Genomic DNA, 22,492 nt, shown 5'->3' with positions numbered 1-22,492 from the left:
GCAGGGCCGCTGCTGCGGCGGACCACCAGGCCGACCGGGACGAGCGAGTCGACCGGGTGCGGCTCGGCAGGGGCGGTGGACAGCCGATCGGATCGATTTGGACTGCCAGTACAGACTCTGGACATGTAGTCTAGAGGCGGCTCGGGGGATCAGACTGCCGAGCCCTTGCGGCAGAGGAGTGTGCGATGGCGGCCGAGCGGGTCCTCGAAGCGGAGCGGGACGCGATCGTGGCCGCGCTGAGACCGGTCGTCGACGGGCTCGTGGCGACGTTCGGGCCGATGTGCGAAGTGGTCCTGCACGACTATCGGCGGCCGGAGAAGTCCGTGGTCGCCGTGGCCGGTTCGGTGACCGGGCGGGCCGTGGGCGGGGCCATGAGCGAGATCGGCATGCGGGTCGTCGCGCGCGGCGACGGTGCGGGCGACGAGCTGAACTACGTCACCCGCACGCGGAGCGGCAAGCTGGTCAAGGCGTCCACCATGGTGCTGCGGGACTCGACGGGCACGGTGTTCGGCGCCCTCTGCGTCAACCTCGACGTGACCGCCGTCAACGACGCCCACGCCCTGCTCGGAGCCCTCGCCGGCGCCGTCACCACCTCGGCCGACGTTCCCGTCACCACCTTCGGCAACGACATCGACTCCGTCGTCGACGCCATCCTCGACGCCCACCAGCTCCGGCAGAACGACAGCTGGGCCGGTCTCGCACGCGCCCAGCGCCTGGAACTGTTCCGTGGTCTGGACGAGCGGGGCGTCTTCGCCGTGCGGCGCGCGATCGAACAGGTTGCGGCACGGCTCGGCATCTCCCGAGCGTCCGCGTACAGCTATCTGTCGCAGGCGCGCACCGAGGCCGGGACGTCGGTCGACGAGGCCGCCACCGACACGACACCCTCTGGAGGACACGCGTGACGACCACCACCCCACCGGTCACCCTCGACGACGTCCGCGACGCCGCCGCCCGGCTCAAGGGCGTGGCGCACCGCACCCCGGTGCTGCGCTCGCGCACGCTCGACGAACTCGTCGGCGCGGAGGTCCTCCTCAAGTGCGAGAACTTCCAGCGGGTCGGCGCCTTCAAGTTCCGCGGCGCCTACAACGCGGCCTCCCGTCTGACGCCGGAGCAACTGGAGCGTGGCATCGCCGCGTACTCCTCCGGGAACCACGCGCAGGCCGTCGCCCTCGCCGCCCGGGAACTCGGCACCACCGCGGTGATCGTCATGCCCGAGGACGCCCCGCCGTCGAAGCGGGCCGCGACCGTCGGTTACGGCGCCGAGATCGTCACCTACGACCGCTACACCGGCGACCGGGTCGCGATCGCCGAGACACTGGCCGCCGAGCGCGGCCTCACCGTCATCCCGCCGTACGAGCATTCGCACATCATGGCCGGGCAGGGCACCGCCGCGCTCGAACTCCTCGAAGAGGTGGGGGAGTTGGGTGCGCTGCTGACGCCGGTCGGCGGCGGCGGGCTCATCGCCGGCAGCTCCACGGCGGCCAAGGGCCTGTATCCGGACATCCGGATGATCGGCGTCGAGCCGGAGGCCGGGGACGACACCAAGCGATCCCTGGAGGCGGGGCGGCGCATCAGCATCCCGGTACCGCACACCATCGCCGACGGCCAGGCCCTGCACACCCCCGGCGAACTCACCTTCTCCGTCAACCGACGGCTCGTCGACGCGATCGCGCTGGTCAGCGACGACGAGATCCGGGACGCGATGCGGTTCGCCTTCGAACGCCTGAAGATCGTCGTCGAACCGAGCGGCGCCACCCCGCTGGCCGCCCTGCTCACCGGCCGGGCGGGCACGCTGCCACGCCGGGTCGGGGTGATCATCTCCGGGGGCAACGTCGACGCCGAGCGCTTTGCCGAGCTCTGTGGGACGCGGTCCTGAGCGGGAGTTCCCCGAATGGCGGCCCCGGATGGCCGGGCGGACGATGGAGTGGTAAGGGGCCGGCCGTCGACGGCGGTGCGCAGGGTTCGCCGGGGAGGTCGGCCGCGGTCGCGGTGAGACGCGGCCGGAAGGGAGCCCATCATGTTGGAAGTGAAGCCCATCGACAAGCCTGATGAGCGGCGCGATTTCCCCCGCGGTCACCTCGAAGCCGTCCACATGACGGATCTCGACTTCGCCGTGGCGACCTTCGAGCCCGGATGGCGCTGGACGGAGTCCGTAGCCTCCATCGCGGGCACCGACACCTGTCAGATGCACCACAACTGCTACATGGTCCAGGGCCGCATGCACATCCGCATGGATGACGGCGGCGAGAGCGAGGTCGGTCCTGGCGACGTCTTCGTCTGCTCACCCGGACACGACGCCTGGGTCGTGGGCGACGAGCAGGTCGTGGTCTACGACTTCCAGGGGCAGACGGCGAGGGAGTACGCCAAGCAGAAGTAACGCGCGGCCGCCGACTCGGTGCCCGGTACGTCAGACGGTGACGACTATCTTCGCGCGCGCGTGCTTCACCTCCACGTACCGGAGCGCCTCGGCAGCCTCGCTCAGCGGATAGGTCCGCTCGACGACCGGGGCGATCCTGCCGGACTCGGCGAGTTCGCGCAGCGCCGCCAGGTTGGCCGTGCTCTGCCGGGCCGAGATCTCCAGCAGCTGCTGCGGGCGCGCGAAGGGCGCCGCCAGCCGCCGCTTGAGGAAGAGACCCATGGGGCCGACGACGCTGCCGCCCTCGTACACCCCGCCGCCGGACAGGATGAGCGTCCCGGTGGGCGTCAGGACCCGCCGGAACTCCCCGAGTGAGCGATTGCCGACGAGGTCCAGGACCACGTCGTACCTCTTCTCGTCCCGGGTGAAGTCGTCCTGCGTGTAGTCGACGACACGGTCGGCGCCGAGTGAGCGGACCAGGTCCACGTTCCTCGTGCTGCACACGGCCGTCACCTCCGCGCCGTACGCCTTGCCGAGTTGCACGGCGAACGTGCCCACCCCGCCCGACGCCCCGTTCACCAGGAGCGTCTGGCCCGGTTGCAGCCGGGCGACGTCGCGCAGGCCGATCAGGGCGGTGTTCCCCGCCAGCGGAATCGCCGCCGCCTGCTCGAAGGTGAGGTTGGCCGGCTTCGGGCCGACCTCGCTGTCCCGCGCGCACACGTACTCCGCGAACGCGCCGTCGGCCTCCCCGTACACCTCGTCTCCGGGCTCGATCCCCGTGACCCCGGCGCCCACCGCCTCCACCGTGCCTGCGAAGTCCCGGCCCCGCACGCGCGCCCGGGGCCGCCGCAGCCCCATCATGCCGCGGCCGATCAAGGGGTCCCCGCGCATGAAGTGCCAGTCGTAGGCGTTCACCGAGGCCGCATGCACCCGCACCAGCACCTCGTCGGTGGCCGGCACGGGCCGGTCGATGTCCCTGAACTCCAGCACGTCCGCCGAGCCGTACCGGTCCTGCAGCACTGCCTTCATGGGATCCCCCTCCATCTCCGGCGAGCCTACGGAAAGCCAGCGGAGGCGGATATCGGGGATGAACCCTGATTTTCTCAGGGTCGCCCCTGGCCTTGCCCGGATGAAACCGATCGGTTTACGCTGGGTCCCACAGTCGGAAACCGATCGGTTTCCATGTCTCGAGACAGCCTGGAGATCCCATGTCCGCCATCGAAGGTTCCGTCGCCCTGGTCACCGGCGGCAGCCGCGGCATCGGCCGTGCCCTGGTCGCCGCCCTGTACGAGCGGGGCGCGAAGAAGGTGTACGCCACCGCCCGCGACCCGCGCACCGTCACCCACCCCGATGCGGTGCCGCTCGCCCTGGAGGTGACCGACCCCGCGTCCGTCGCGGCGGCGGCCGAGCAGGCGCAGGACGTCACCCTGCTGATCAACAACGCGGGCGCGTCGGTCAACGCGAACTTCCTCGACTCTCCCGTCGAGGACGTCCGCCGTGAGTTCGAGACCAACTTCTACGGACCGCTCCTGGTCACGCGGGCCTTCGTGCCCGTCCTCGAACACAACGGCGGCGGGCACATCCTGAACGTCCACTCCGTGCTGTCGTGGATCGGTCTCGCCGGTTCCTACAGCGCGTCCAAGGCCGCCTTCTGGTCGCAGACCAACTCACTGCGCCTGGACCTGAAGCCGCGCGGCATCGAGGTCACGGGCCTGCACGTCGGATACGTCGACACCGACCTGACCGTCGGCATCGACGCGCCCAAGTCCACGGCCGAGAGTGTCGCCGCCCAGGCCCTCGACGGGATCGCGTCGGGCGCCTTCGAGGTCTTGGCCGACGACATCTCGCGGCAGGTCAAGGCGGGCCTGGCGGCCGACCCGGCCACTCTGTACCCGCAGCTCGCCGCCTGACCTGCGCCCTGATCACACCGGCAGCAGGCGCGCCACCAGCGCGCTGAGCTGCCGGGCGGTGCGGCACTCGTGCATCTCGACCAGCTCGGCGTAGGCGGGTGCGGCGGAGTCGCCCGTGCCCCAGCGGGAGCGCTGCTCCGGGTTCAGCCAGTAGACCCGACGGGCCCGTTCGGAGATCTGCCGTACGGCGGGCAGGTTCGGGTCGCTCTGGTTGGTGCGGGCGTCACCGAGGACGAACACGGTCGTGCGATGGCCGACCGTGTCGCCGTACCGCTCCGCGAACTCGCCCAGCGCCATGCCGTAGTCGCTGCTGCCGTGATAGCCCGTCAGCGTGGCCTCCGCCTCGATGCGGGCGCTGAGCCCCTCCGGGTCGGCGGTCCCGCGCTGGAGCAGCCCGGTCACCTCGTCGATCCGGTTGACGAAGGCGAACACACGCACCTTGCTGAACTGGTCGTGCAGCGCCTGCACCAGCAGCATCGTGAAGTCCGAGAAGCCGGACACCGACCCCGACACATCGCACAGCAGCACCAGTTCGGGGCGGACGGGCCGGCGTCGGCGCAGTACCGGCTTCATCGGCACGCCGCCCGTCGACAGGGAACCGCGCAGGGTCCGCCGTAGATCGATACTGCCCCGCGAAGCGCGGCGGCGGCGTGCCGCGAGCCGGGTCGCGAGTTTGCGGGCGAGTGGCTGCACGGCCCTGCGCAGCTCGGCCAGTTGGGCCTTGCCGGCGAAGAGGAAGTCGACCCGGTCGGCGGTCGGAGTCACCGCCCGCCGGGCGATCTCGTCCCGCCCGCGCCGCTCCGCGACCCGGCGTCGCGCCTCCGCGGCCACCAGTGCCCGGAACGCCTCGATGCGCTGCCGGATCTCGTCCTCCAGCAGCCGGTCCGTGAACCCCGGACTCCCGCCCTGCCCACGGATGGTGTCGCGGACACGGGCCAGCAAGGTCTGTGGCCGCAGCCGTTCCAGCGTCTGGTACGACGACCAGCCGTCCGACTCCGGCGAGGAGCCGTAACCACCGAAACCGTCGACCGCCTCGGCCGCCAGGCGGCCCATCAGGGCCTGGTCGTTGGCGGCCAGGGCCGCCGCCAGACGGTCGCGCAGGTCGTCCCGGCCCGCGGCTTTCTGCTCCGGCGCGCCGACCCCGCGCGGAAAGTAGAGGTCGAAGACCGGGTCGAACACCGGCCGTTGGCCGTTTCCGTGCAACAGCGTCGCCGCCAGCCCCTCGCGCAGCAGCTCCCGGTCAGCGAGACCGAGGGCCTCCATCGCGCGCCCCGCGTCGACCGTCTCGCCGGTGCCGATGCGGACACCGTGCGCGCGCAGCGCCGAGACGAGGGACGTCAGCCGCTCCGCGACGCCCGCGGGCGTGGTCACAGGGCGTCCAGGTCGAGCTTGGCGGTCGCCTTGAGGACGTCGTCCTGGTGCTTGAGGAGCACGCCGAGGCTGGCCTGCACGACCGTCTCGTCCAGCGTGCCGGCGCCCAGCGCCAGCAGGGTGCGCGCCCAGTCGATGGTCTCTGCGACCGACGGCACCTTGCGCAGGTCCATCGCCCGCAGCGCGCCCACGACCCGGACGACGGAGCGGACCAGCGCCTCGTCGAGCCCCGGCACCTTCAGCCGTACGATCCGGCGCTCCAGCTCCTCGTCAGGGAAGCCGATGTGGAGGAACAGGCAGCGGCGGCGCAGCGCCTCGGACAGCTCTCGGCTGGCGTTGGACGTGAGGACGACGAAGGGGCGGCGCGTCGCGGTGATCGTGCCGAGTTCGGGGACGGTCACCTGGAAGTCGCTCAGCACCTCCAGCAACAGGCCCTCCACCTCGACGTCAGCCTTGTCGGTCTCGTCGATCAGCAGGACCTTCGCCTCGTCGCCCCGGATGGCCGTCAGCAGTGGCCGCGTGAGCAGGAACTCCTCGCTGAAGATGTCCGTGCGCGCCTCGTCCCACGTCTCGTCGCGGCCCGCGCTGATGCGCAGCAACTGCTTGGCGTGGTTCCACTCGTACAGTGCCCGGGACTCGTCGACGCCCTCGTAGCACTGCAGGCGCACGAGCCGCGCCCCGGCGATCTCGGCCACGGCCTTGGCCAGCTCCGTCTTGCCGACCCCGGCCGGGCCCTCCACCAGGAGCGGCTTGCCGAGGCGGTCGGCGAGGAAGACGGTCGTGGCGACCGCGGGCGAGGCGAGATAGCCGGTCTCGGCCAGACGTGCGGAGACGTCGTCGACGGAAGTGAACAACGGGGCCTCCGGCTGGGTGAGAGATGTCTGTTCCGGTCACCTATCTGGTCCAGTCACCTATCTAAGCGCTTGTTCACCTCCGCTGTCACCTGTGATCCAAGGGCTTTTGCGAGGGCTTCCTCACTGGAGACCGATCGGTTTCCTTCTGGGTCGGGCGCGCGGTAGCCTCGCGGTATGGCCACGACAGACAAGGCGTCCACCAGGGACCGGCTCCTCGACGCGGCGGCCGAGCTCTTCTACCGCGACGGCGTCTCCATCGGCGTCGAGGCGCTGTGCCGGACCGCCGGGGTCTCGAAGCGGTCCATGTACCAGCTCTTCGCGAGCAAGGACGAGGTCCTCGCGGCGAGCCTGGCCCGACAGCTTCCGGCGTACGAGGCCCAGCTGGCGCCCGGCGACCAGGACGCCGGCACGCCCCGGCAGCGGATCCTGCATGTCTTCGAGCGGCTGGAGAAGGCGTCCACCGAGCCCGCCTACCACGGCTGTCCCTATCTCGCGGCCCTGGTCGAGCTGAAGGATCCCGAGCATCCGGCGAGTGTGGTCGCGCGCGGGGCGAAGGAGTGGATGCGGGACTTCCTCCGTGCGCGTGCACAGGAGGGCGGGGCGCGGGACCCCGAGCTGCTCGCCCGCCAGCTGATGCTGGTCTTCGACGGTGCCAGCGCCCGGGCGGGCACGCAGGTCGAGACGCTGGACGGGCTGGCCACGGCAGCCGTGACCGCGCTGCTGGACGCGGCCGGCGTGGAGTGACACAGGAAGGGGCGGCCACCGTGGTGACCGCCCCTCGACCTGCCTGTCGTGCTTGTGCCTGTCGTCCTCGTCCTACCCGTCGTCCCCGTCCTACCTGTCGTCCCCGTACCTGTCGTCCTCGTCGTGCCTGTCGTCACGACGCCACCGCGACCGCCCTCACCGCCGGAGTTCGCAGCATCCGCCGGGCCGTGGCCAGGCTGGTCCCCAGGGTCACCGTCGCCGCGATCGCGACCACGGCGACCGCCGTGCCGTAGGCCTGGCCCGGCAGCACCCCGTCGGTGCGGACCATCGTGAACGGGACGATCCCGGCGAGCGCGGCCACCATGCCGAGGAGGACTCCGGAGACGGTCAGGATCAGCGTCTCGGTGCCGACCGTCCCGAGCACCTGCCCCGGGGTCGCCCCGGCGAGTCGCTGCTGCCCGAACTCCCGGCTGCGGTAACTCGTCGCTGCGTACAGCGAGTTGACCAGCATCACGCAGACGAAGACCACGATGATGCCGACGACCGTGAAGTTGAGCGTCTCCAGGTTCTTGGCGTCGATCGACTTCGTCAGACCCGAGGCCTCGACGGCGTCGCTCTCCACCGCCTGCATGGTGAGCGTGGCCGTCGCCACCGCCGTGAACAGGATCAGCGACATCAGGATCCCGGCCAGCTGACCGGCCCGCTCCCGCAGATTCCGCACGGCCAGCCAGCCGCTCGCCCCGCTCAGCGGCAGGCGGTCCAGCACGCCCTTCAGGAGTCGCGGCGCCATCAGCGCGAAGCCGACCGACAGCAGGATCGCCCCGTAGGCCGGCGCCGCCATCAGCGCCGCGTCCGTCGCCGAGAACGCGAAGGTGGAGGAGGCCGCGGCGGCCCCGGCGAGCAGCGCGCCGTACGCGAGGAACTTCCGTGCCCCGCCTTGCCGTTGGGGTCCGTGTGTCGCCCGCCGTACGGCGAGGAAGGCGGCGCCCGCGGACGCCAGCAGCGTGATGTCGATGCCCGACAGGAGCGCGATCGGGCCGAAGGAGTGGTCGACGGACTCGGCAACCTGGCCGCTGTTCTGGAAGATCTCCAGCAGTGCCCGGCCGCCCAGCATCGCCGGGCCGATCGCCAGCACCGCGCCCACCAGCGCCACGACCACCGCCTCCCCGACGACCATCCGCTTGAGCTGCGCCGGAGTCGCCCCCGAGCAGCGCAGCAGCTCCAACTCGGCCGTACGCTGACGGACGTTGACCGTCAGGGCGGAGGCGACGGCGAAGAAGACCAGCAGGGTGCCGTAGCCGCCGACGACGCCCGCCGCGGTGGACAGTGTCTCCGCGCTGGTCGAGTCGACGCCGTCCTGCGCGGCCGTGTCGTGCATCGAGTTGAACGTCATGATGATCGCCGCGCCGAGAAACGCGGACAGCAGCGTGGCGAGGAACCGCCCGGGGCGGTTCCGTATCGACCGAATGGCCAGCATGAACATCGCTCATACCCCCGTCGTCACGTTGTCGCCCAGGTGCGCCAGGCGCTCGGCCACCACATCCGCCGTCGGGGCGTCCAGCCTGCCCGCCAGCCGTCCGTCCGCCAGGTACAGCACCGAGTCCGCATAGGAGGCGGCGACCGGATCATGGGTCACCATCACCACCGTCCGGCCGTGCACCCGCACCGTCTCCTGGAGCAGCCGCAGCACATCGCGTGCGCTGCGCGTGTCCAGGGCGCCCGTCGGCTCGTCCGCGAAGATCACCCGCGGCTCGGACACCAGGGCGCGGGCGATGGCGACTCGCTGGCGCTGACCGCCGGATAGCTGGTCAGGGCGGTGCCCCAGTCGGTCGCCGAGGCCGACGGACGTCAGCACCTCCTTGGCCCGCCTCCGGTCGACGCGCTGCCCGGCGAGCTTGAGCGGCAGCACCGTGTTCTGGGCGACGGTCAGTGTGTCCAGCAGGTTGTACTGCTGGAACACGAACCCGATCCGGCCACGCCGGAACTTCGTCAACTCGGCCTCGCCGCCCCCGGACAGCTCGGTGCCGTCCACGCACACGATGCCGCTGTCGGGCCGGTCGAGACCGGCCGCGCAGTGCAGCAGCGTGGTCTTGCCGGAGCCGGACGGCCCCATCACCGCGGTGAAAGTGCCCCGCCCCAGTCCCAGCGTCACCCCGTCCAGCGCGGTCACCGCGCTGTCCTGCGCACCGTAGGTCTTGGTGACCTTGACCAGCCGGAGTGCCTCGGCGGCGGGTCCCTTGTCGTGCGTACGTCGCGAGCTTGCCCGAAGCATCGTCATCACTCTCCGTCCGGCACTCCCTGTGCCCTGCCGACGAAGCTACGGAGCCGACGAGTCGACCACATTGGGCGCAGAACCCGTATTGCCGGGTGTACTTGGCGACACCCCCTGACGGGGCAGAGCCTCGGACCGCACGGAACCGGCCAATTGAACGGTTTCAATTCCGTCCTAGCCGCGCGTTCCGTCGACTGAGTGCTTCTGTTGGAATCTGCACAGAATTCATGCTGCTCGCACCATGGACTCACGTCACTTCTGCCACTAGCTTCAACCGTCGTTCGACCTGAATCGTTCCAACTACGATGAGCCGAAGGGACAACGGCATGAACGACGGAGTCGACAGCACGAAGGGCAGAGGGGTGCGCCGCAGGACCGTGCTCACCACCGCACTCGGCGCAGCACCGGTGGTTCTGGCGGGCGGGATCGCCGCAGGCGGCCCCGCATCGGCCGCACCCACCTCGCAGCGCACGGCCGTCGAGGGACTGACGGTCGAGCACAGAACGAACCCCCTCGGCGTGGACGCCGCCCACCCGCGGTTCGGCTGGCGCATGGCGTCCTCGACGCGCGGCCGCCGCCAGTCCGCGTACCGGATCCTCGTGGCGACCGCACCCGACCGCCTGACCCCCTCCCGGGCGGACGTCTGGAACAGCGGCCGGGTCGCCTCACGCGACTCGATCGCCGTGCGCTACGAGGGCCCCGCCCTGCGCGCCTCCACCCGCTACCACTGGACGGTGACTGCCTGGGACGAGACCGGCCGCGCCGTCCCCGCCGCCCCCACCGCCCACTTCGAGACCGGCCTGCTCGGCACCGACGGCATCGCCGGCTGGGACGGCGCCCGCTGGATCACCATGGCCGACAAGCAACCGAACACACCCGGAGCCCCACTGCTCCGCCACCAGGCAGAACTGACGGGACGTCAAGTGCGGGACGCCCGGCTCTACATCTCCGCCCTCGGCGTCTATGAGGCCCACATCAACGGCCACCGCGTCGCCGTACCGCAGGGCGACACCACCACCCATGAGCTGCTGACGCCGGGCTGGACCAACTACGACAGCACCGTCAACTACTTCACCTACGACGTCACGGACCTGGTCGCGGGGGAGCGCCAAGACGGGCAGCAGCGGAACGCGGGGCACGTCACCCTCGCCGCCGTACTCGGCAACGGCTGGTACAACAGCCGTGTCTCCGAGAACAGCACCTACTACTCCGCCGACGGCAACCGCCTGGCCCTCAAGGCCAAGCTCCTGATCCGGTACGCCGACGGATCCGAGCAGACGGTGGTCACCGCACCCGGCGACGACTGGAAGGCCACCGACACCGGCCCCTACCGCGCCGACGACATCTACGACGGCCAGACCTACGACGCTCGCAAGGAACTGGCGGGCTGGACGGCCGGCGACTTCGACGCCTCCGCCTGGGCCGGCGTGACCGAGCACGACTTCACCACCAGGTTCCCCGACGTCAGGCTGGTCGCCCACCCGGGCGAGAGCGCCCGCCTGATGTCCCGGTGGGACCGCACGCCGCAGTCCGTCACCGTCTACACCGGCGTGACCGGACAGGACGGCAGCCCGGGCGGCAAGGGGCGCATCGTCGTCGACCCGGCCCGCACGGTCACCGACCCGGACGCCGCGGCCGAGGCGGCCGTGACCCTGCAGCCCGGCGACACGGCCGTCATCGACCTGGGCCAGAACCTGGTCGGCGTACCCCGCTACACCCTGCGCGGCCCCGCAGGCACCCAAGTCGCCTTCAAGCCCGGCGAGATGCTCAACGACGACAGCGAGGGCGCCGACGGCCCCGTCGGCTCGGTCTACCGCGCCAACCTCCGCTCCGCCAAGGCCACCAGCACGTACATCCTCAAGGGCGACCCCGACGGCGAGTCCCACGAGGACTCGCTGACCTTCTACGGCTTCCGCTACGTCTCCGTCACCGCTACCGACACCGTCACCCTCACCCGCTTCACCGGCCGGGTCGCGACCTCCGCCCTCCGCGACATCGGCACGATCACGACCGACGACACCGACGTCAACCAGCTGATCAGCAACGTGCGTTGGGGACAGCGCGGCAACTACCTCTGGGTGCCCACCGACTGCCCGCAACGCGACGAACGCCTCGGCTGGACGGGTGACACCCAGCTCTTCTGCAACACCGGGCTCTACAACGCCGACGCGGTCAACTTCCTCAGCCACTTCGAGGACAACCTCATCGACTCGCAGCGCACCTACGGCCTGGACGGCGCCCAGTTCACGGCGGTCGCGCCCGGCAACCGCTACAACGCGGCCGCTCCCGCCAGCGGCTGGGCGGACTGCGGGGTGGTCGTGCCGTGGACGGTGTGGCAGATGACCGGCGACCCCACGATCGTCGACCGCAGCTGGGCGGCGATGACGAAGTACGTCGACTGGATCCGCGGGCGCACCGGCGACGCGTACGCCGGGCAGGGCGCCATCTTCGGCGACTGGCTCGCCTTCCAGGACACCAGCACCCAGTTGATCAGCGACGTCTACTACGGCTACAGCGTGCGCCTCATGGCGGACATGGCCCGCGGCACCGGCCGCACCACCGAGGCACGCGCCTACGACGACCTCTTCGCCCGCATCAAGCGCGCGTTCACCACCAAGTACCTGGCCACCGACGCGACGACGGGCCGGGTGACCGTACGGTCGAGTCTCGGAGACGCGCCTCCCACGGGCGGCCGGACCGAGGACGACACCCAGACCGCCCTGCTGTGGGTCCTCAAGCTCGGCTTCTACGACACCGAGGCCCAGCGCCGCCAACTGGTCACGCTGCTCGCCGAGAACATCGGCAACGACGAGGCCTACAAGGAGGCCCACCCCGACAGCACCCGCGTGAAGTACACCGAGAACACCCTGTCCGTCGGCTTTCTCGGCGTGAACGTCCTCGCCCCCGTGCTCACCGACGAGGGCCGCGTCGACCTCGCGTACCGGCTGCTGCACCAGGACGCCATGCCGTCCTGGCTGTACTCGGTGCGCAACGGCGCCACCACCATCTGGGAGCGCTGGAACTCGTACTCCAAGGAGGACGGCTTCGGTCCGGTCGACATGAACTCGTTCAACCACTACTCCTACGGCGCGATCATGGAGTGGATGTACGAGAGCATGGCGGGCATCGCGAAGGACCCGGCCCACCCGGGTTTCCGCCACTTCTTCCTGCGCCCGCACCTCGACCCGGCCGGGCGGGTCACGCAGGTCGCCGGCTCTCACCACTCTCCGTACGGGGAGATCGTCAGCGAGTGGCGGGCGGAGGCCCGGAGACTGACGTACCGGGCGGTGGTCCCCGCGAACAGTACGGCGACGCTGCACATCCCCACGTCCGACCCGGTCTCGGTGCGCGAGGGCAGGACCCCCCTGGCCCGGGTGACGGGCGTCGAGTACCTGGGCTTCGAGGACGGGACAGCGAGCTACCGGCTGCCCTCCGGCCACTACCGGGTGACCGCCGCCCTCGGCTGACCTGCGGTCCCTCGTGTGGCGATGCCGGTCGGGGGAACTCGGCCGTCATGGACGAGCCGACCCGCACCCGCACGTCGTACTGGATCGAGACGGCGCCGCCCGGCGACCTCGCGCCCCCGCCGGACGGTGACCTCACGGTCGACGTGGCCGTCGTGGGCGCGGGGATCGCCGGGATCGCCACGGCCTGGGAGCTGGCCCGGCGGGGTCACGGGGTCGCCCTGCTGGAGGCGGACCGGATCGCCGCCGGCGTCACCGGGCACACCACAGCCAAGCTGACCGCCCAGCACACCCTGATCTACGACCGGCTCCGCCGCACCCGCGGCAAGGACGGCGCCCGCCTGTACGCGACCTCGCAGACGGACGCGATCCGGCACGCCGCCGACGTCGTCGACGAGCTCGGCATCGACTGCGACTGGGAGGAGACGGCGGCCTACACCTACGCCGAGGACGGGGACCGTACCGACGAACTGCGCGCCGAGGCCGATGCCGCCCGGGAGGCCGGCCTGCGCGCGGAGTACGTGACCGGGACGGAGCTGCCGTTTCCGGTGGCGGGGGCGGTGCGCGTCGAGGAACAGGCGCAGTTCCATCCCCGCAAGTACCTGCTGGCGCTGGCCGCCGACCTCAAACGCCTCGGCGGGCAGGTGTACGAGCACACACGCGTGGTGGGTCTGTCCGAGGGCGAGCCCTGCGTGCTGACGACCGAGGACGGTGTGAAGGTGACGGCCGGCAAGGTCGTGGTCGCCACCCACTACCCGATCTTCGACCGGGCGCTGCTGTTCACCCGCCTCTCGCCCCGGCGGGAACTGGTCGTCACCGCCCCCATCGACGCGGCCAAGGCACCCACCGGCATGTACATCACCCCCGAGCAGAACACCCGCTCGCTCCGCACGGCCCCCTACGGGGACGGAAAACGCCTGCTCATCGTCACCGGCGAGCACTTCACCCCGGGCGCGGGCGGCGATGTCGAGGCGCGCTTCGACGCGCTGACCCGCTGGGCGGTGGAGCGCTTCGGTGACCTCACCTTCACCCACCGCTGGGCCACGCAGGACAACGACTCCACCGACTCCGTCCCGCTCGTCGGCCCCCTGCACCCCGCCAGCCGTCATGTCCACGTGGCCACCGGCTTCGGCGGCTGGGGACTCAGCGGCGGCATCATGGCGGGCCGCCTGCTCTGCGACCTGATCACCGGTCGGGAGAACCTGTGGAGCGACCTCTACGACCCACGCCGTCTGAAGTCCGTCGTCCGCGAGGGCAAGGACTTCGTCAAGCACCAGACCGACGTCGCCCGCCACTTCGTCGGCGACCGGCTGCACCACCTTCCCGGCCCGTCGACCACATCGGTGGACGACATCGCCCCCGGCGAAGGCGCCATCGTCCACGTGTCCGGCAAGCGCTGCGCAGTCCACCGCGACGACGACGGCAACGTGCACGCCGTCTCCGCCAAGTGCACCCACCTCGGCTGCCTGGTCGCGTTCAACCGCGCGGAACGAACCTGGGAGTGCCCCTGCCACGGCTCCCGCTTCGATCCGGACGGCCGTGTCGTCCAGGGGCCCGCCGTACGGCCGTTGGAGCGGCGCGACCTCTGAGGCGGTGCCCTCAGCTGCCGTCGGGGCCGACCAGGACGACCTCCAGCGTGCGCGGGCCGTGCACCCCCTCCACCCGGTCCAGCTCGATGTCGCTGGTGGCCGAGGGGCCGGAGATCCACGTCAACGGGCGGGTGGGATCGAGGCGTTCCAGCGCCTGAGGGACCGACGACACGACCTGCTCGGGGACCCGTACGACGCAGATGTGGTGATCGGGCACGAGCGTGATGCGGCGACGGCCCTGGTCGGGGGAGCCGTCGAGGACGAGGGTGCCGGTCTCGGCGATGGCGAGTGCGCAGCCGGTGACCACGCTCTCGACCTTGTCGAGTTCGTGAGGCGTACTCACGGCGCGGTCGTGGACGCGGGTGGGGTCGGCGGCCGACATCCACTCCGGCGGGAGACCCGGAGGGACGAGCACGTACTGGGGCCCTCGTTCGGCGAGCAACCGCATGATCAGGTGGGGCAGTTCCTCCGTGGTCGTCCGGTGCACGATCGCCCGGTAGTCCGCCAGGTTCTCGGCCAGCAGATCGACCGTCTCCGCGACACTCCGCTGCCCGTGCTCCCGCAGATAGTCCCGCGGAACCGCCTCCTCGTACGGTGGCTCGTCCCGGGGCGTGTCCGGTACGTCCGCCAGCGCGCGTCGCACCCGGCCCAGGATCCGTTCCCTGCTGCTCACTTGGCACCGTCCTTTCCGCCCTGCGTCCGCTGCCACCAGTCCCGGAACGGCTCCGCAGGCACCGCCGGCAGATCCCTCGTTCCGCTCCACGCCTTGCCAGGGCCTGGCAGCGAGCGTGGATGCAGGCGGCGGGTGCGTGACGCGAAACGCTGGCCGGTGCGCAGTGCGCCCGGGTGGCTGAACGCCCAGCGTGCCGCCCGCATCGCGGCCCGCTCGGCGGCATGCCCCTTCGCGGGCTTCAGGACCACCTTGTTGCCGTTCGAGGTCACCTGGCCGCCCTCGACGACACGCTCCCGCAGATGCACCAGCACCTCGGGGATGTCGATGGCGACCGGGCAGACCTCGTAGCAGGCGCCGCACAGCGATGACGCATACGGCAGTGAGGCGTCGATCTCGCTCGTCACGCCCCGGAGTTGGGGGCTGAGGATGGCACCGATCGGGCCCGGATAGACCGAGCCGTAGGCGTGACCGCCGGCCCGCTCGTAGACGGGGCAGACGTTGAGGCACGCCGAGCAGCGGATGCAGCGCAGGGCCTGGCGGCCGACCTCGTCGGAGAGCGTGTCGGTCCGCCCGTTGTCGAGGAGGACCAGATGGAAGGTCTTCGGCCCGTCTGCCGTCTCGGAGTCCGTCGTGCCGGTCCACATGGACGTGTACGGGTTCATGCGCTCGGCGGTGGAGGAGCGGGGGAGGGTCTGCAGGAACACCTCCAGGTCCCGCCAGGTGGGCACGATCTTCTCGATGCCGACGACCGAGATCAGCGTCTCGGGCAGGGTCAGACACATCCGTCCGTTGCCCTCGGACTCCACGACGACCAGCGTGCCGGTCTCGGCGACCATGAAGTTGGCGCCGGAAATACCGACCTTGGCGCGCAGGAACTTCTCGCGCAGGTGCAGCCGGGCCGCCTCGGCGAGTTCGGCGGGGGTGTCCGTCAGGCCTTCCGGAGCCGGGCGGCCCCACTGGCCCATCTCACGCCGGAAGATGTCCCGGATCTCGCCCCGGTTGCGATGGATGGCCGGGACGAGGATGTGCGAGGGCCGGTCCTTGCCCAACTGCACGATCAGCTCCGCGAGATCGGTCTCGTACGCGCGGATGCCCTCCGCCTCCAGGGCCTCGTTCAGTCCGATCTCCTGCGTGGCCATCGACTTGACCTTGACGACCTCCGACTCACCGGTCGCCTTCACAAGATCGGCCACGATCCGGTTGGCCTCGTCGGCGTCGGCGGCCCAGTGGACCGTGCCGCCCGCCGCCGTGACCGACTCCTCCAACTGCACGAGATACCGGTCGAGATGATGCAGCGTATGGTCCTTGATCCGTTTCCCGGCCTCCCGCAGGGCCGTCCAGTCGGACACCTCCGCGACGGCCTTGGCCCGCTTGGCGCGGATCGTGTGCGTGGCGTGACGCAGGTTGCCGCGCAGGGTCGTGTCGTGCACGGCCTCGTGCGCGGCCTCCGGAAACGCCGGCATTCCCACGAACGTTCCACTCATGCCGCCGGGTCCTCCTCCGTGCTCGCCAGGATCTCCGCGATGTGCACCGGCCGCATACCCGTCCGCAGCCGGGTCATGGTCCCGCCGATGTGCATCAGACAGGAGTTGTCGGCCGCGCACAGCACCTCGGCGCCCGTCGACTCGGCGTTGCGCACCTTGTCCGTGCCCATCGCCGCCGAGACATCGGCGTTCTTCAGCGCGAAGGTCCCGCCGAACCCGCAGCACTCGTCCGCGCCCGGCAACTCCGCCAACTCCAGCCCCTTGACGGCCTGGAGCAGCCGCCGGGGCCGGTCGGCCAGCCCCAGCCCGCGCAGCCCGTGACAGGTCGGGTGGTACGTCACCCTGTGTGGGTAGTAGGCGCCCACGTCCGTCACCCCCAGCACGTCCACCAGGAACTCCGTCAGCTCGTACGTCTTCGGCACGACCGGCGCCAGGGTCGCCGCGAGCGTGTCCCCGCGCCCCTCGGCCCGAGCCCGCTCACCCATCCGCGGATACAGCTCGCGCACCATCGCCCCGCACGATCCGGACGGGGTGACGATCGCCTCGTACTCCCCGAAGACATCGGAGAAATGCCGGGCGAGCGGCTCGGCCTCATGTCGGTATCCGGTGTTGTAGTGCGCCTGCCCGCAGCAGGTCTGAGCCATCGGGAAGTCGACCTCGACGCCCAGTCTGGTCAGCAGTTTCACCACAGCGCGCCCGGTGTCCGGATAGAGCGTGTCGTTGACACAGGTCAGGAACAGGGCGACACGCATCGCGGCTCCTTGCGATCGATCATCGGATGAGTGCAGGGTAATGCGGCAGCGCGGCGTAGGGGAGACCCCGCTCGCCCAGGGTGAGCCGGTCACCCTCGGACGGGCCGGTCACTTCCGGAGGAGCCGTGCCTCCGCCTCACTCCAGCGCGCCGCGTCCCCCCGAGGCTCGTACCGGGTCAGCGGCTGTGTACGGGTGAGCAGGCGCCGCCCGTCGGCGAGGTCGCCGACCAGCCCGTGGGACCGCGCCTGGACCAGGACGTTCCCGAGGGCTGCGGCCTCGCCCGGGCCGGCCACCACCGGCAGCCCGCAGGCGTCGGCGGTCAGCCGGCACAGCAGGGCGTTGCGGGCGCCGCCCCCGACGACATGCACGACGTCGACCGGATGGTCGGCCAGCCGCTCGGCGTCCCGGATCGCGCGCCGGTGGGCCAGGGCGAGCGAGTCGAGGATGCAGCGCGTGATCTCGGCGGGCGAGACGGGCACCGGCTGCCCCGAGGCCCGGCACGCCTCGGCGATCCGCTCCGGCATCCGCCCCGGCGCCAGGAACGCCGCGTCCCCCGCGTCCACGACCGACCGCAGCGCCGGCACCTCGGAAGCGTCGAGCAGCAGCCCGCCCAGGTCGGGGTCGCCCCAGGCCCGTACGCACTCCTGGAGCAACCACAGCCCCATGATGTTCCGCAGGTACCGGACCGTGCCGTCCAGCCCCAGCTCATTGGTGAAGTTGGCGGCCCGGCTCTCCTCGGTCCGCACGGGGGCGTCCAGCTCCAGCCCCGCCAGCGACCAGGTGCCGGTGCAGATGTACGCGAACCGCTCGCCGCCGTCGGCCGGAACGGCGGCCACGGCGGACGCGGTGTCGTGCGACCCCACCGCCGTCACCGGCACCGGGCCGCTCAGCCCGGTCTCCTGAAGCACCTCGTCGCGCAGCACCCCCGCGGGCTCGCCGGGTTGCCGCAGCGGCGCGAACAGGCCCAGGTCGATGCCCAGCCGGGAGGCGATGTCGTAGGCCCAGTCGCGTGTCCGGGGATCGATCAGCTGGGTGGTGGAGGCGTTGGTGAGCTCGGTGCCCTGCTCGCCGGTGAGCCAGTACGTCAGCAGGTCCGGAACGAGCAACAGCCGCTCGGCGTACTGCAGTTGAGTCGAGGCCCGGGCGGCCGTCAGCTGATACAGGGTGTTGAAGGGCGCGTACTGCAACCCGGTGGCCGCATACAGCTCCTCGGCCGGGACGGTCGCCCACACCTTCTCCGCGACGCCCTCCGTCCGGGAGTCCCGGTAGTGTACGGGGTTGCCGAGCAGGGCCCCGGCCGCGTCCAGCAGGCCGTAGTCGACGGCCCAGCTGTCGATGCCGACCGAGTCGACCTGACCGGCCGCCCGCAGCCCCGTGAGCACGCCCGCGTACAGGGCGAGAACATCCCAGCGCAGCCCCTCGGGCACCCGCACGGGCCGGTTCGGGAAGCGGTGCGCCTCGGTCAGCTCCAGCCGGTCGGGGCCGACGCGGCCGACCATGACACGCCCGCTGGACGCACCGAGGTCGACCGCTGCGTACGACTTCACGGGCGCACTCACCGCAGGAAGGCGGCCGCGACGCCGGCGTCGACCGGGACGTGCAGTCCCGTGGTGTGGGTCAGGTCCCCGCCGGTGAGCGCGAAGACGGCGTTCGCGACATGCTCAGGAAGAACCTCCCGCTTGAGGATGGTCCGCTGGGCGTAGAACTCACCCAGCTTGTCCTCCTCGACGCCGTACACGGCGGCCCGCTGAGCACCCCAGCCACCGGCGAAGATCCCGGACCCGCGGACCACGCCGTCCGGGTTGACGCCGTTGACGCGGATGCCGTGCTCACCCAACTCGGCAGCCAGCAGCCGCACTTGGTGGGCCTGGTCGGCCTTGGTAGCCGAGTAGGCGATGTTGTTGGGCCCGGCGAAGACCGCGTTCTTGGAGGCGATGTAGACGACATCCCCGCCCAGCCGCTGGGCGATCATCACGCGCGCCGCTTCCCTCGACACGAGGAAGGAGCCACGCGCCATGATGTCGTGCTGCAGGTCCCAGTCCTTGGCCGAGGTCTCGAGAAGGGGCTTGGAGATGGAGATCCCGGCGTTGTTGACGACGAGATCGACTCCGCCGAAGGCCAGCACGGCCGCCTTGAACGCGTCGGCGATCTGCTCCTCGGACGTGACGTCCACCGCCACCGCCACGGCCTTGTCGGGCCCGCCCAGCTCCTCGGCGACGGCCTGGGCGTTGTCGGCGTCGAGGTCGGCGACCACCACACACGCGCCCTCGGCGACGAGCCGGTGCGCGATGGCCTTCCCGATCCCACTCCCGGCGCCGGTCACGAACGCGACCCGCGTCGCGAGCGCCTTGGGCTCCGGCATCCGCTGAAGCTTGGCCTCCTCAAGCGCCCAGTACTCGATGCGGAACTTCTCGGACTCCTCGATGGGCGCGTACGTCGAGACCGCCTCGGCCCCGCGCATCACGTTGACGGCGTTGACGTAGAACTCGCCGGCGACCCGGGCGGTCTGCTTGTCCTTGCCGAAGCTGAACATGCCGACGCCCGGGACCAGCACGATCGCCGGGTCGGCGCCGCGCATGGCGGGGGAGTCGGGCAGGGCGTGCCGCCGGTAGTAGGCGGCGTACTCCTCGCGGTACACGGTGTGCAGCTCCCCCAGCCGGGCGATCGCCTCGTCGAGGGGAGCGGTGGGCGGCAGGTCGAGGACGAGCGGCCGCACCTTGGTGCGCAGGAAGTGATCGGGGCAGGACGTACCGAGCGCGGCGAGTCGCGGGTGCTCGGCGCTCGCGAGGAAGTCGAGGACGACCTCGGAGTCGGTGAAGTGACCGACCTGCGGGCGGTCCTGCGAGGCGATGCCGCGGATGACCGGCGCCAGCGCCGCGGCCCGCTCCCGCCGCTCGCCGGCGCCGAGCGCCGCGTACCCCTCGATCAGCGGCCCGAAGGGCTCCGGCTTCCCGCGCTCGGCGAGAAACGCCTCGGCGGTCCGGATGATGTGCAGCGAATTGCGCTCGCACTCCTCGGAGGTGTCACCCCAGGCGGTGATGCCGTGCCCGCCGAGCACGCACCCGATGGCCTGCGGATTGGCCTCCTTGACCGCGGCGATGTCCAGCCCCAGCTGAAACCCGGGCCGCCGCCACGGTACCCACACCACGCTGTCCCCGAAGCACTCGGCGGTCAGCTTCTCCCCGTCGGCGGCACAGGCGAGAGCGATGCCGGAGTCGGGATGCAGATGATCGACATGCGCGGCCGCCACGAGCCCGTGCATGGCGGTGTCGATCGACGGAGCCGCCCCGCCCTTGCCGTGCAGGCAGTAGTCGAACGCGGCGACCATCTCGTCCTCCCGCTCGACGCCCGGGTAGACGTCGACAAGGGCCCGCATACGGTCCAGCCGCAGCACAGCCAGCCCGGCCTCGGTGAGCGTGCCGAGGTCACCACCGGACCCTTTGACCCACATCAGCTCGACGCCACCGCCGGTGACGGGATCGGTGCCGATGCCCTTGGCGGACGCGTTTCCACCGGCGTAGTTGGTGTTCCGGGGATCGGAGCCGAGGCGGTGGGACCGGGCGAGGAGAGCGGCGGCTTCGGGATGGGGAGCCATGATCATTCAGTCCTGTCTGAGAGAGGGGGCGGACACGCCCTCAGGGGCGCGGGGCCGTATTGAATTTGCGGCTACCGCCGCGCGGGCGCGACCAGCCACAAACGGCCTTGGGTCTACAACCGGTCGAACCAGGCAGATGAGACCCAGTGATCAAGCCCCCCAACCGGCCTGCTGCCCACCAACCCGCTCAGCCACGACCTTCTCGGCCCACCCGGAACGGCGATACGCACCCATGGGATCCGCATCGAGCCCCATCTCTCCCCGAACCTCGGCCAGCAACGGCCGCACATCCGTGTTGTACGCATCCATGAGCACCGCATTCGCGCCCAGCACATCACCGGAGGCCTGCGCTGCAGCCAACGCCTCCCGGTCAACCAGCAGCGCTTTCCCCGTGGCTTCCTGCACGTTCATCACCGACCGGATGATCGCCGGGATCTTCGCCTCGATGTTGTGGCACTGGTCGAGCATGAAGGCCACGTCGGACGTGAACCCCCCTCCACGCACCACCTCGTACATGATCCGGAACAACTGGAACGGATCCGCGGCCCCCACCATCAGGTCGTCGTCGGCGTAGAAGCGCGAGTTGAAGTCGAATCCGCCGAGCTTCCCCTCCCGCAGCAGCGTCGCGACGATGAACTCGATGTTGGTGCCCGGCGCGTGATGCCCGGTGTCGACGACGACCTGCGCCTTCGGCCCGAGCTTCAGGCAGTGCGCATACGCCGTGCCCCAGTCCGGCACGTCCGTCGTGTAGAAGGCCGGTTCGAAGAACTTGTACTCCAGCAGCATCCGCTGCCCGTCCCCGAGCCGCTCGTACACCTCCGCCAGAGCCTCGGCCAGGCGGTCCTGCCGCGAGCGGATGTCGTCCTGCCCGGGATAGTTCGTGCCGTCCGCGAACCACAGCTTCAGATCGGCGGAGCCCGTCGCGTCCATGATGTCGACGCACTCCAGCAGATGATCGACGGCCTTGCGTCGCACCGCCGCGTCCGGATGACAGATGCTGCCCAGCTTGTAGTCGTCGTCCTGGAAAGTGTTGGAGTTGATCGCGCCCAGCTTCACGCCGCACTCCTCGGCGTGCTTGGCCAGCGCCGCATAGTCGTCGACCTTGTCCCACGGGATGTGCAGGGCGACGGTCGGCGCGACACCGGTGAACGCGTGCACCTGAGCGGCGTCGTCCAGCTTCTCCTGCGGTGTCCGGGGAACGCCTTGCTGGGCGAACACCTTGAACCGCGTCCCCGAGTTCCCGTACGCCCACGACGGCGTTTCGACTGCCTGGGTCTTGAGTGCGGCCTTCACCGCGGCGAGCTCGGTCACTGAGGGCTCCTGTGACGTCGGGACGGAAGTCGGACGGTGGACATCTGAAAAGCTTCGCCGTGAAACGATTCAAGACGGGAACGTATGAGGCCCCCGAAGGGGTGTCAAGCCCCACGGCCACGGCTTCTTGTTGTGACTCGGCCGTGACCTTCGTT

The 22,492-nt window shown here is 70.7% G+C and carries 18 protein-coding genes; 7 read left to right on the top strand and 11 right to left on the bottom strand.

Features of this window, described 5'->3' with window-relative positions; translation table 11 throughout:
• Positions 1 to 185: 185 nt before the first annotated feature.
• The 3 genes from OHT51_RS04500 to OHT51_RS04490 all read left to right on the top strand — a co-directional run bounded on the left by OHT51_RS04500 (position 186) and on the right by OHT51_RS04490 (position 2,377).
• Entirely contained in the window at positions 186 to 902 is a 717-nt protein-coding gene (locus OHT51_RS04500; protein ID WP_328877561.1) for a helix-turn-helix transcriptional regulator, read from the top strand.
• On the top strand, positions 899 to 1,876 hold the full coding sequence (locus OHT51_RS04495; protein ID WP_328877560.1) for a pyridoxal-phosphate dependent enzyme: 978 nt from the start codon (positions 899 to 901) through the stop codon (positions 1,874 to 1,876). Before OHT51_RS04500 ends, OHT51_RS04495 begins: the two co-directional genes overlap by 4 nt.
• A gap of 141 nt (positions 1,877 to 2,017) precedes the next feature.
• Positions 2,018 to 2,377 (top strand): cupin domain-containing protein, encoded by a 360-nt coding sequence (locus OHT51_RS04490; RefSeq protein ID WP_328877559.1) that lies wholly within the window; start codon positions 2,018 to 2,020, stop codon positions 2,375 to 2,377.
• Positions 2,378 to 2,407: 30 nt separating this feature from the next.
• Here OHT51_RS04490 and OHT51_RS04485 read toward each other — a convergent pair whose 3' ends face one another.
• Positions 2,408 to 3,385 (bottom strand): NAD(P)-dependent alcohol dehydrogenase, encoded by a 978-nt coding sequence (locus OHT51_RS04485; RefSeq protein WP_328877558.1) that lies wholly within the window; start codon positions 3,383 to 3,385, stop codon positions 2,408 to 2,410.
• Between the two features lie 179 nt (positions 3,386 to 3,564).
• Between OHT51_RS04485 and OHT51_RS04480 the strand changes: the two genes are divergently transcribed.
• The gene (locus OHT51_RS04480; RefSeq protein ID WP_328877557.1) at positions 3,565 to 4,266 is read left to right on the top strand and encodes an SDR family oxidoreductase; all 702 of its coding nucleotides are present in this window, start codon (positions 3,565 to 3,567) and stop codon (positions 4,264 to 4,266) included.
• A 12-nt stretch (positions 4,267 to 4,278) separates the two neighbouring features.
• On the opposite strand, the gene OHT51_RS04475 is transcribed toward OHT51_RS04480, so the two are convergent.
• Both OHT51_RS04475 and OHT51_RS04470 read right to left on the bottom strand, forming a co-directional pair.
• Positions 4,279 to 5,637 (bottom strand): vWA domain-containing protein, encoded by a 1,359-nt coding sequence (locus tag OHT51_RS04475; protein WP_328877556.1) that lies wholly within the window; start codon positions 5,635 to 5,637, stop codon positions 4,279 to 4,281.
• Positions 5,634 to 6,491 (bottom strand): AAA family ATPase, encoded by an 858-nt coding sequence (locus tag OHT51_RS04470; RefSeq protein WP_328877555.1) that lies wholly within the window; start codon positions 6,489 to 6,491, stop codon positions 5,634 to 5,636. Before OHT51_RS04470 ends, OHT51_RS04475 begins: the two co-directional genes overlap by 4 nt.
• A 174-nt stretch (positions 6,492 to 6,665) precedes the next feature.
• Between OHT51_RS04470 and OHT51_RS04465 the strand changes: the two genes are divergently transcribed.
• Entirely contained in the window at positions 6,666 to 7,235 is a 570-nt protein-coding gene (locus tag OHT51_RS04465) for a TetR/AcrR family transcriptional regulator (RefSeq protein WP_328877554.1), read from the top strand.
• 133 nt (positions 7,236 to 7,368) lie between these two features.
• Here OHT51_RS04465 and OHT51_RS04460 read toward each other — a convergent pair whose 3' ends face one another.
• On the bottom strand, positions 7,369 to 8,679 hold the full coding sequence (locus OHT51_RS04460) for an FtsX-like permease family protein (protein ID WP_328877553.1): 1,311 nt from the start codon (positions 8,677 to 8,679) through the stop codon (positions 7,369 to 7,371).
• A 3-nt stretch (positions 8,680 to 8,682) separates the two neighbouring features.
• Positions 8,683 to 9,468 carry an ABC transporter ATP-binding protein gene (locus OHT51_RS04455; protein WP_443052403.1) on the bottom strand — a complete coding sequence of 262 codons (786 nt, stop codon included), beginning with the start codon at positions 9,466 to 9,468 and terminating at the stop codon, positions 8,683 to 8,685.
• 326 nt (positions 9,469 to 9,794) lie between these two features.
• Between OHT51_RS04455 and OHT51_RS04450 the strand changes: the two genes are divergently transcribed.
• The gene (locus OHT51_RS04450; RefSeq protein WP_328877551.1) at positions 9,795 to 12,935 is read left to right on the top strand and encodes a family 78 glycoside hydrolase catalytic domain; all 3,141 of its coding nucleotides are present in this window, start codon (positions 9,795 to 9,797) and stop codon (positions 12,933 to 12,935) included.
• 47 nt (positions 12,936 to 12,982) lie between these two features.
• Positions 12,983 to 14,521, top strand: a complete 1,539-nt coding sequence (locus OHT51_RS04445) for an FAD-dependent oxidoreductase (RefSeq protein ID WP_328877550.1) — start codon at positions 12,983 to 12,985, stop codon at positions 14,519 to 14,521.
• A 10-nt stretch (positions 14,522 to 14,531) separates the two neighbouring features.
• Here OHT51_RS04445 and OHT51_RS04440 read toward each other — a convergent pair whose 3' ends face one another.
• From OHT51_RS04440 to rhaI, 6 genes are all read right to left on the bottom strand, one after another.
• Positions 14,532 to 15,194, bottom strand: a complete 663-nt coding sequence (locus tag OHT51_RS04440; protein WP_328877549.1) for a LutC/YkgG family protein — start codon at positions 15,192 to 15,194, stop codon at positions 14,532 to 14,534.
• Positions 15,191 to 16,678 (bottom strand): LutB/LldF family L-lactate oxidation iron-sulfur protein, encoded by a 1,488-nt coding sequence (locus OHT51_RS04435; protein ID WP_328877548.1) that lies wholly within the window; start codon positions 16,676 to 16,678, stop codon positions 15,191 to 15,193. The genes OHT51_RS04440 and OHT51_RS04435 overlap by 4 nt, the downstream gene beginning before the upstream one ends.
• Positions 16,675 to 17,430: a (Fe-S)-binding protein gene (locus OHT51_RS04430; protein WP_328877547.1), complete on the bottom strand. Its 756-nt coding sequence runs from the start codon at positions 17,428 to 17,430 to the stop codon at positions 16,675 to 16,677. The genes OHT51_RS04435 and OHT51_RS04430 overlap by 4 nt, the downstream gene beginning before the upstream one ends.
• Before the next feature lie 108 nt (positions 17,431 to 17,538).
• A complete protein-coding gene (locus tag OHT51_RS04425; RefSeq protein ID WP_328877546.1) occupies positions 17,539 to 18,978 on the bottom strand; it encodes a rhamnulokinase in 1,440 nt (479 codons plus the stop codon).
• An 8-nt stretch (positions 18,979 to 18,986) separates the two neighbouring features.
• Positions 18,987 to 21,026, bottom strand: a complete 2,040-nt coding sequence (locus OHT51_RS04420; protein WP_328877545.1) for a bifunctional aldolase/short-chain dehydrogenase — start codon at positions 21,024 to 21,026, stop codon at positions 18,987 to 18,989.
• Between the two features lie 150 nt (positions 21,027 to 21,176).
• On the bottom strand, positions 21,177 to 22,337 hold the full coding sequence (gene rhaI, locus OHT51_RS04415; RefSeq protein WP_328877544.1) for an L-rhamnose isomerase: 1,161 nt from the start codon (positions 22,335 to 22,337) through the stop codon (positions 21,177 to 21,179).
• Positions 22,338 to 22,492 lie beyond the last annotated feature (155 nt).

The sequence above is a fragment of the Streptomyces sp. NBC_00299 genome (genome assembly GCF_036173045.1).
In the GTDB taxonomy this organism is placed as follows: Bacteria; Actinomycetota; Actinomycetes; order Streptomycetales; family Streptomycetaceae; genus Streptomyces; species Streptomyces machairae.
Note: the sequence above shows the minus strand (reverse complement) of the source record. Positions and strands in the feature narration are given on the sequence as shown.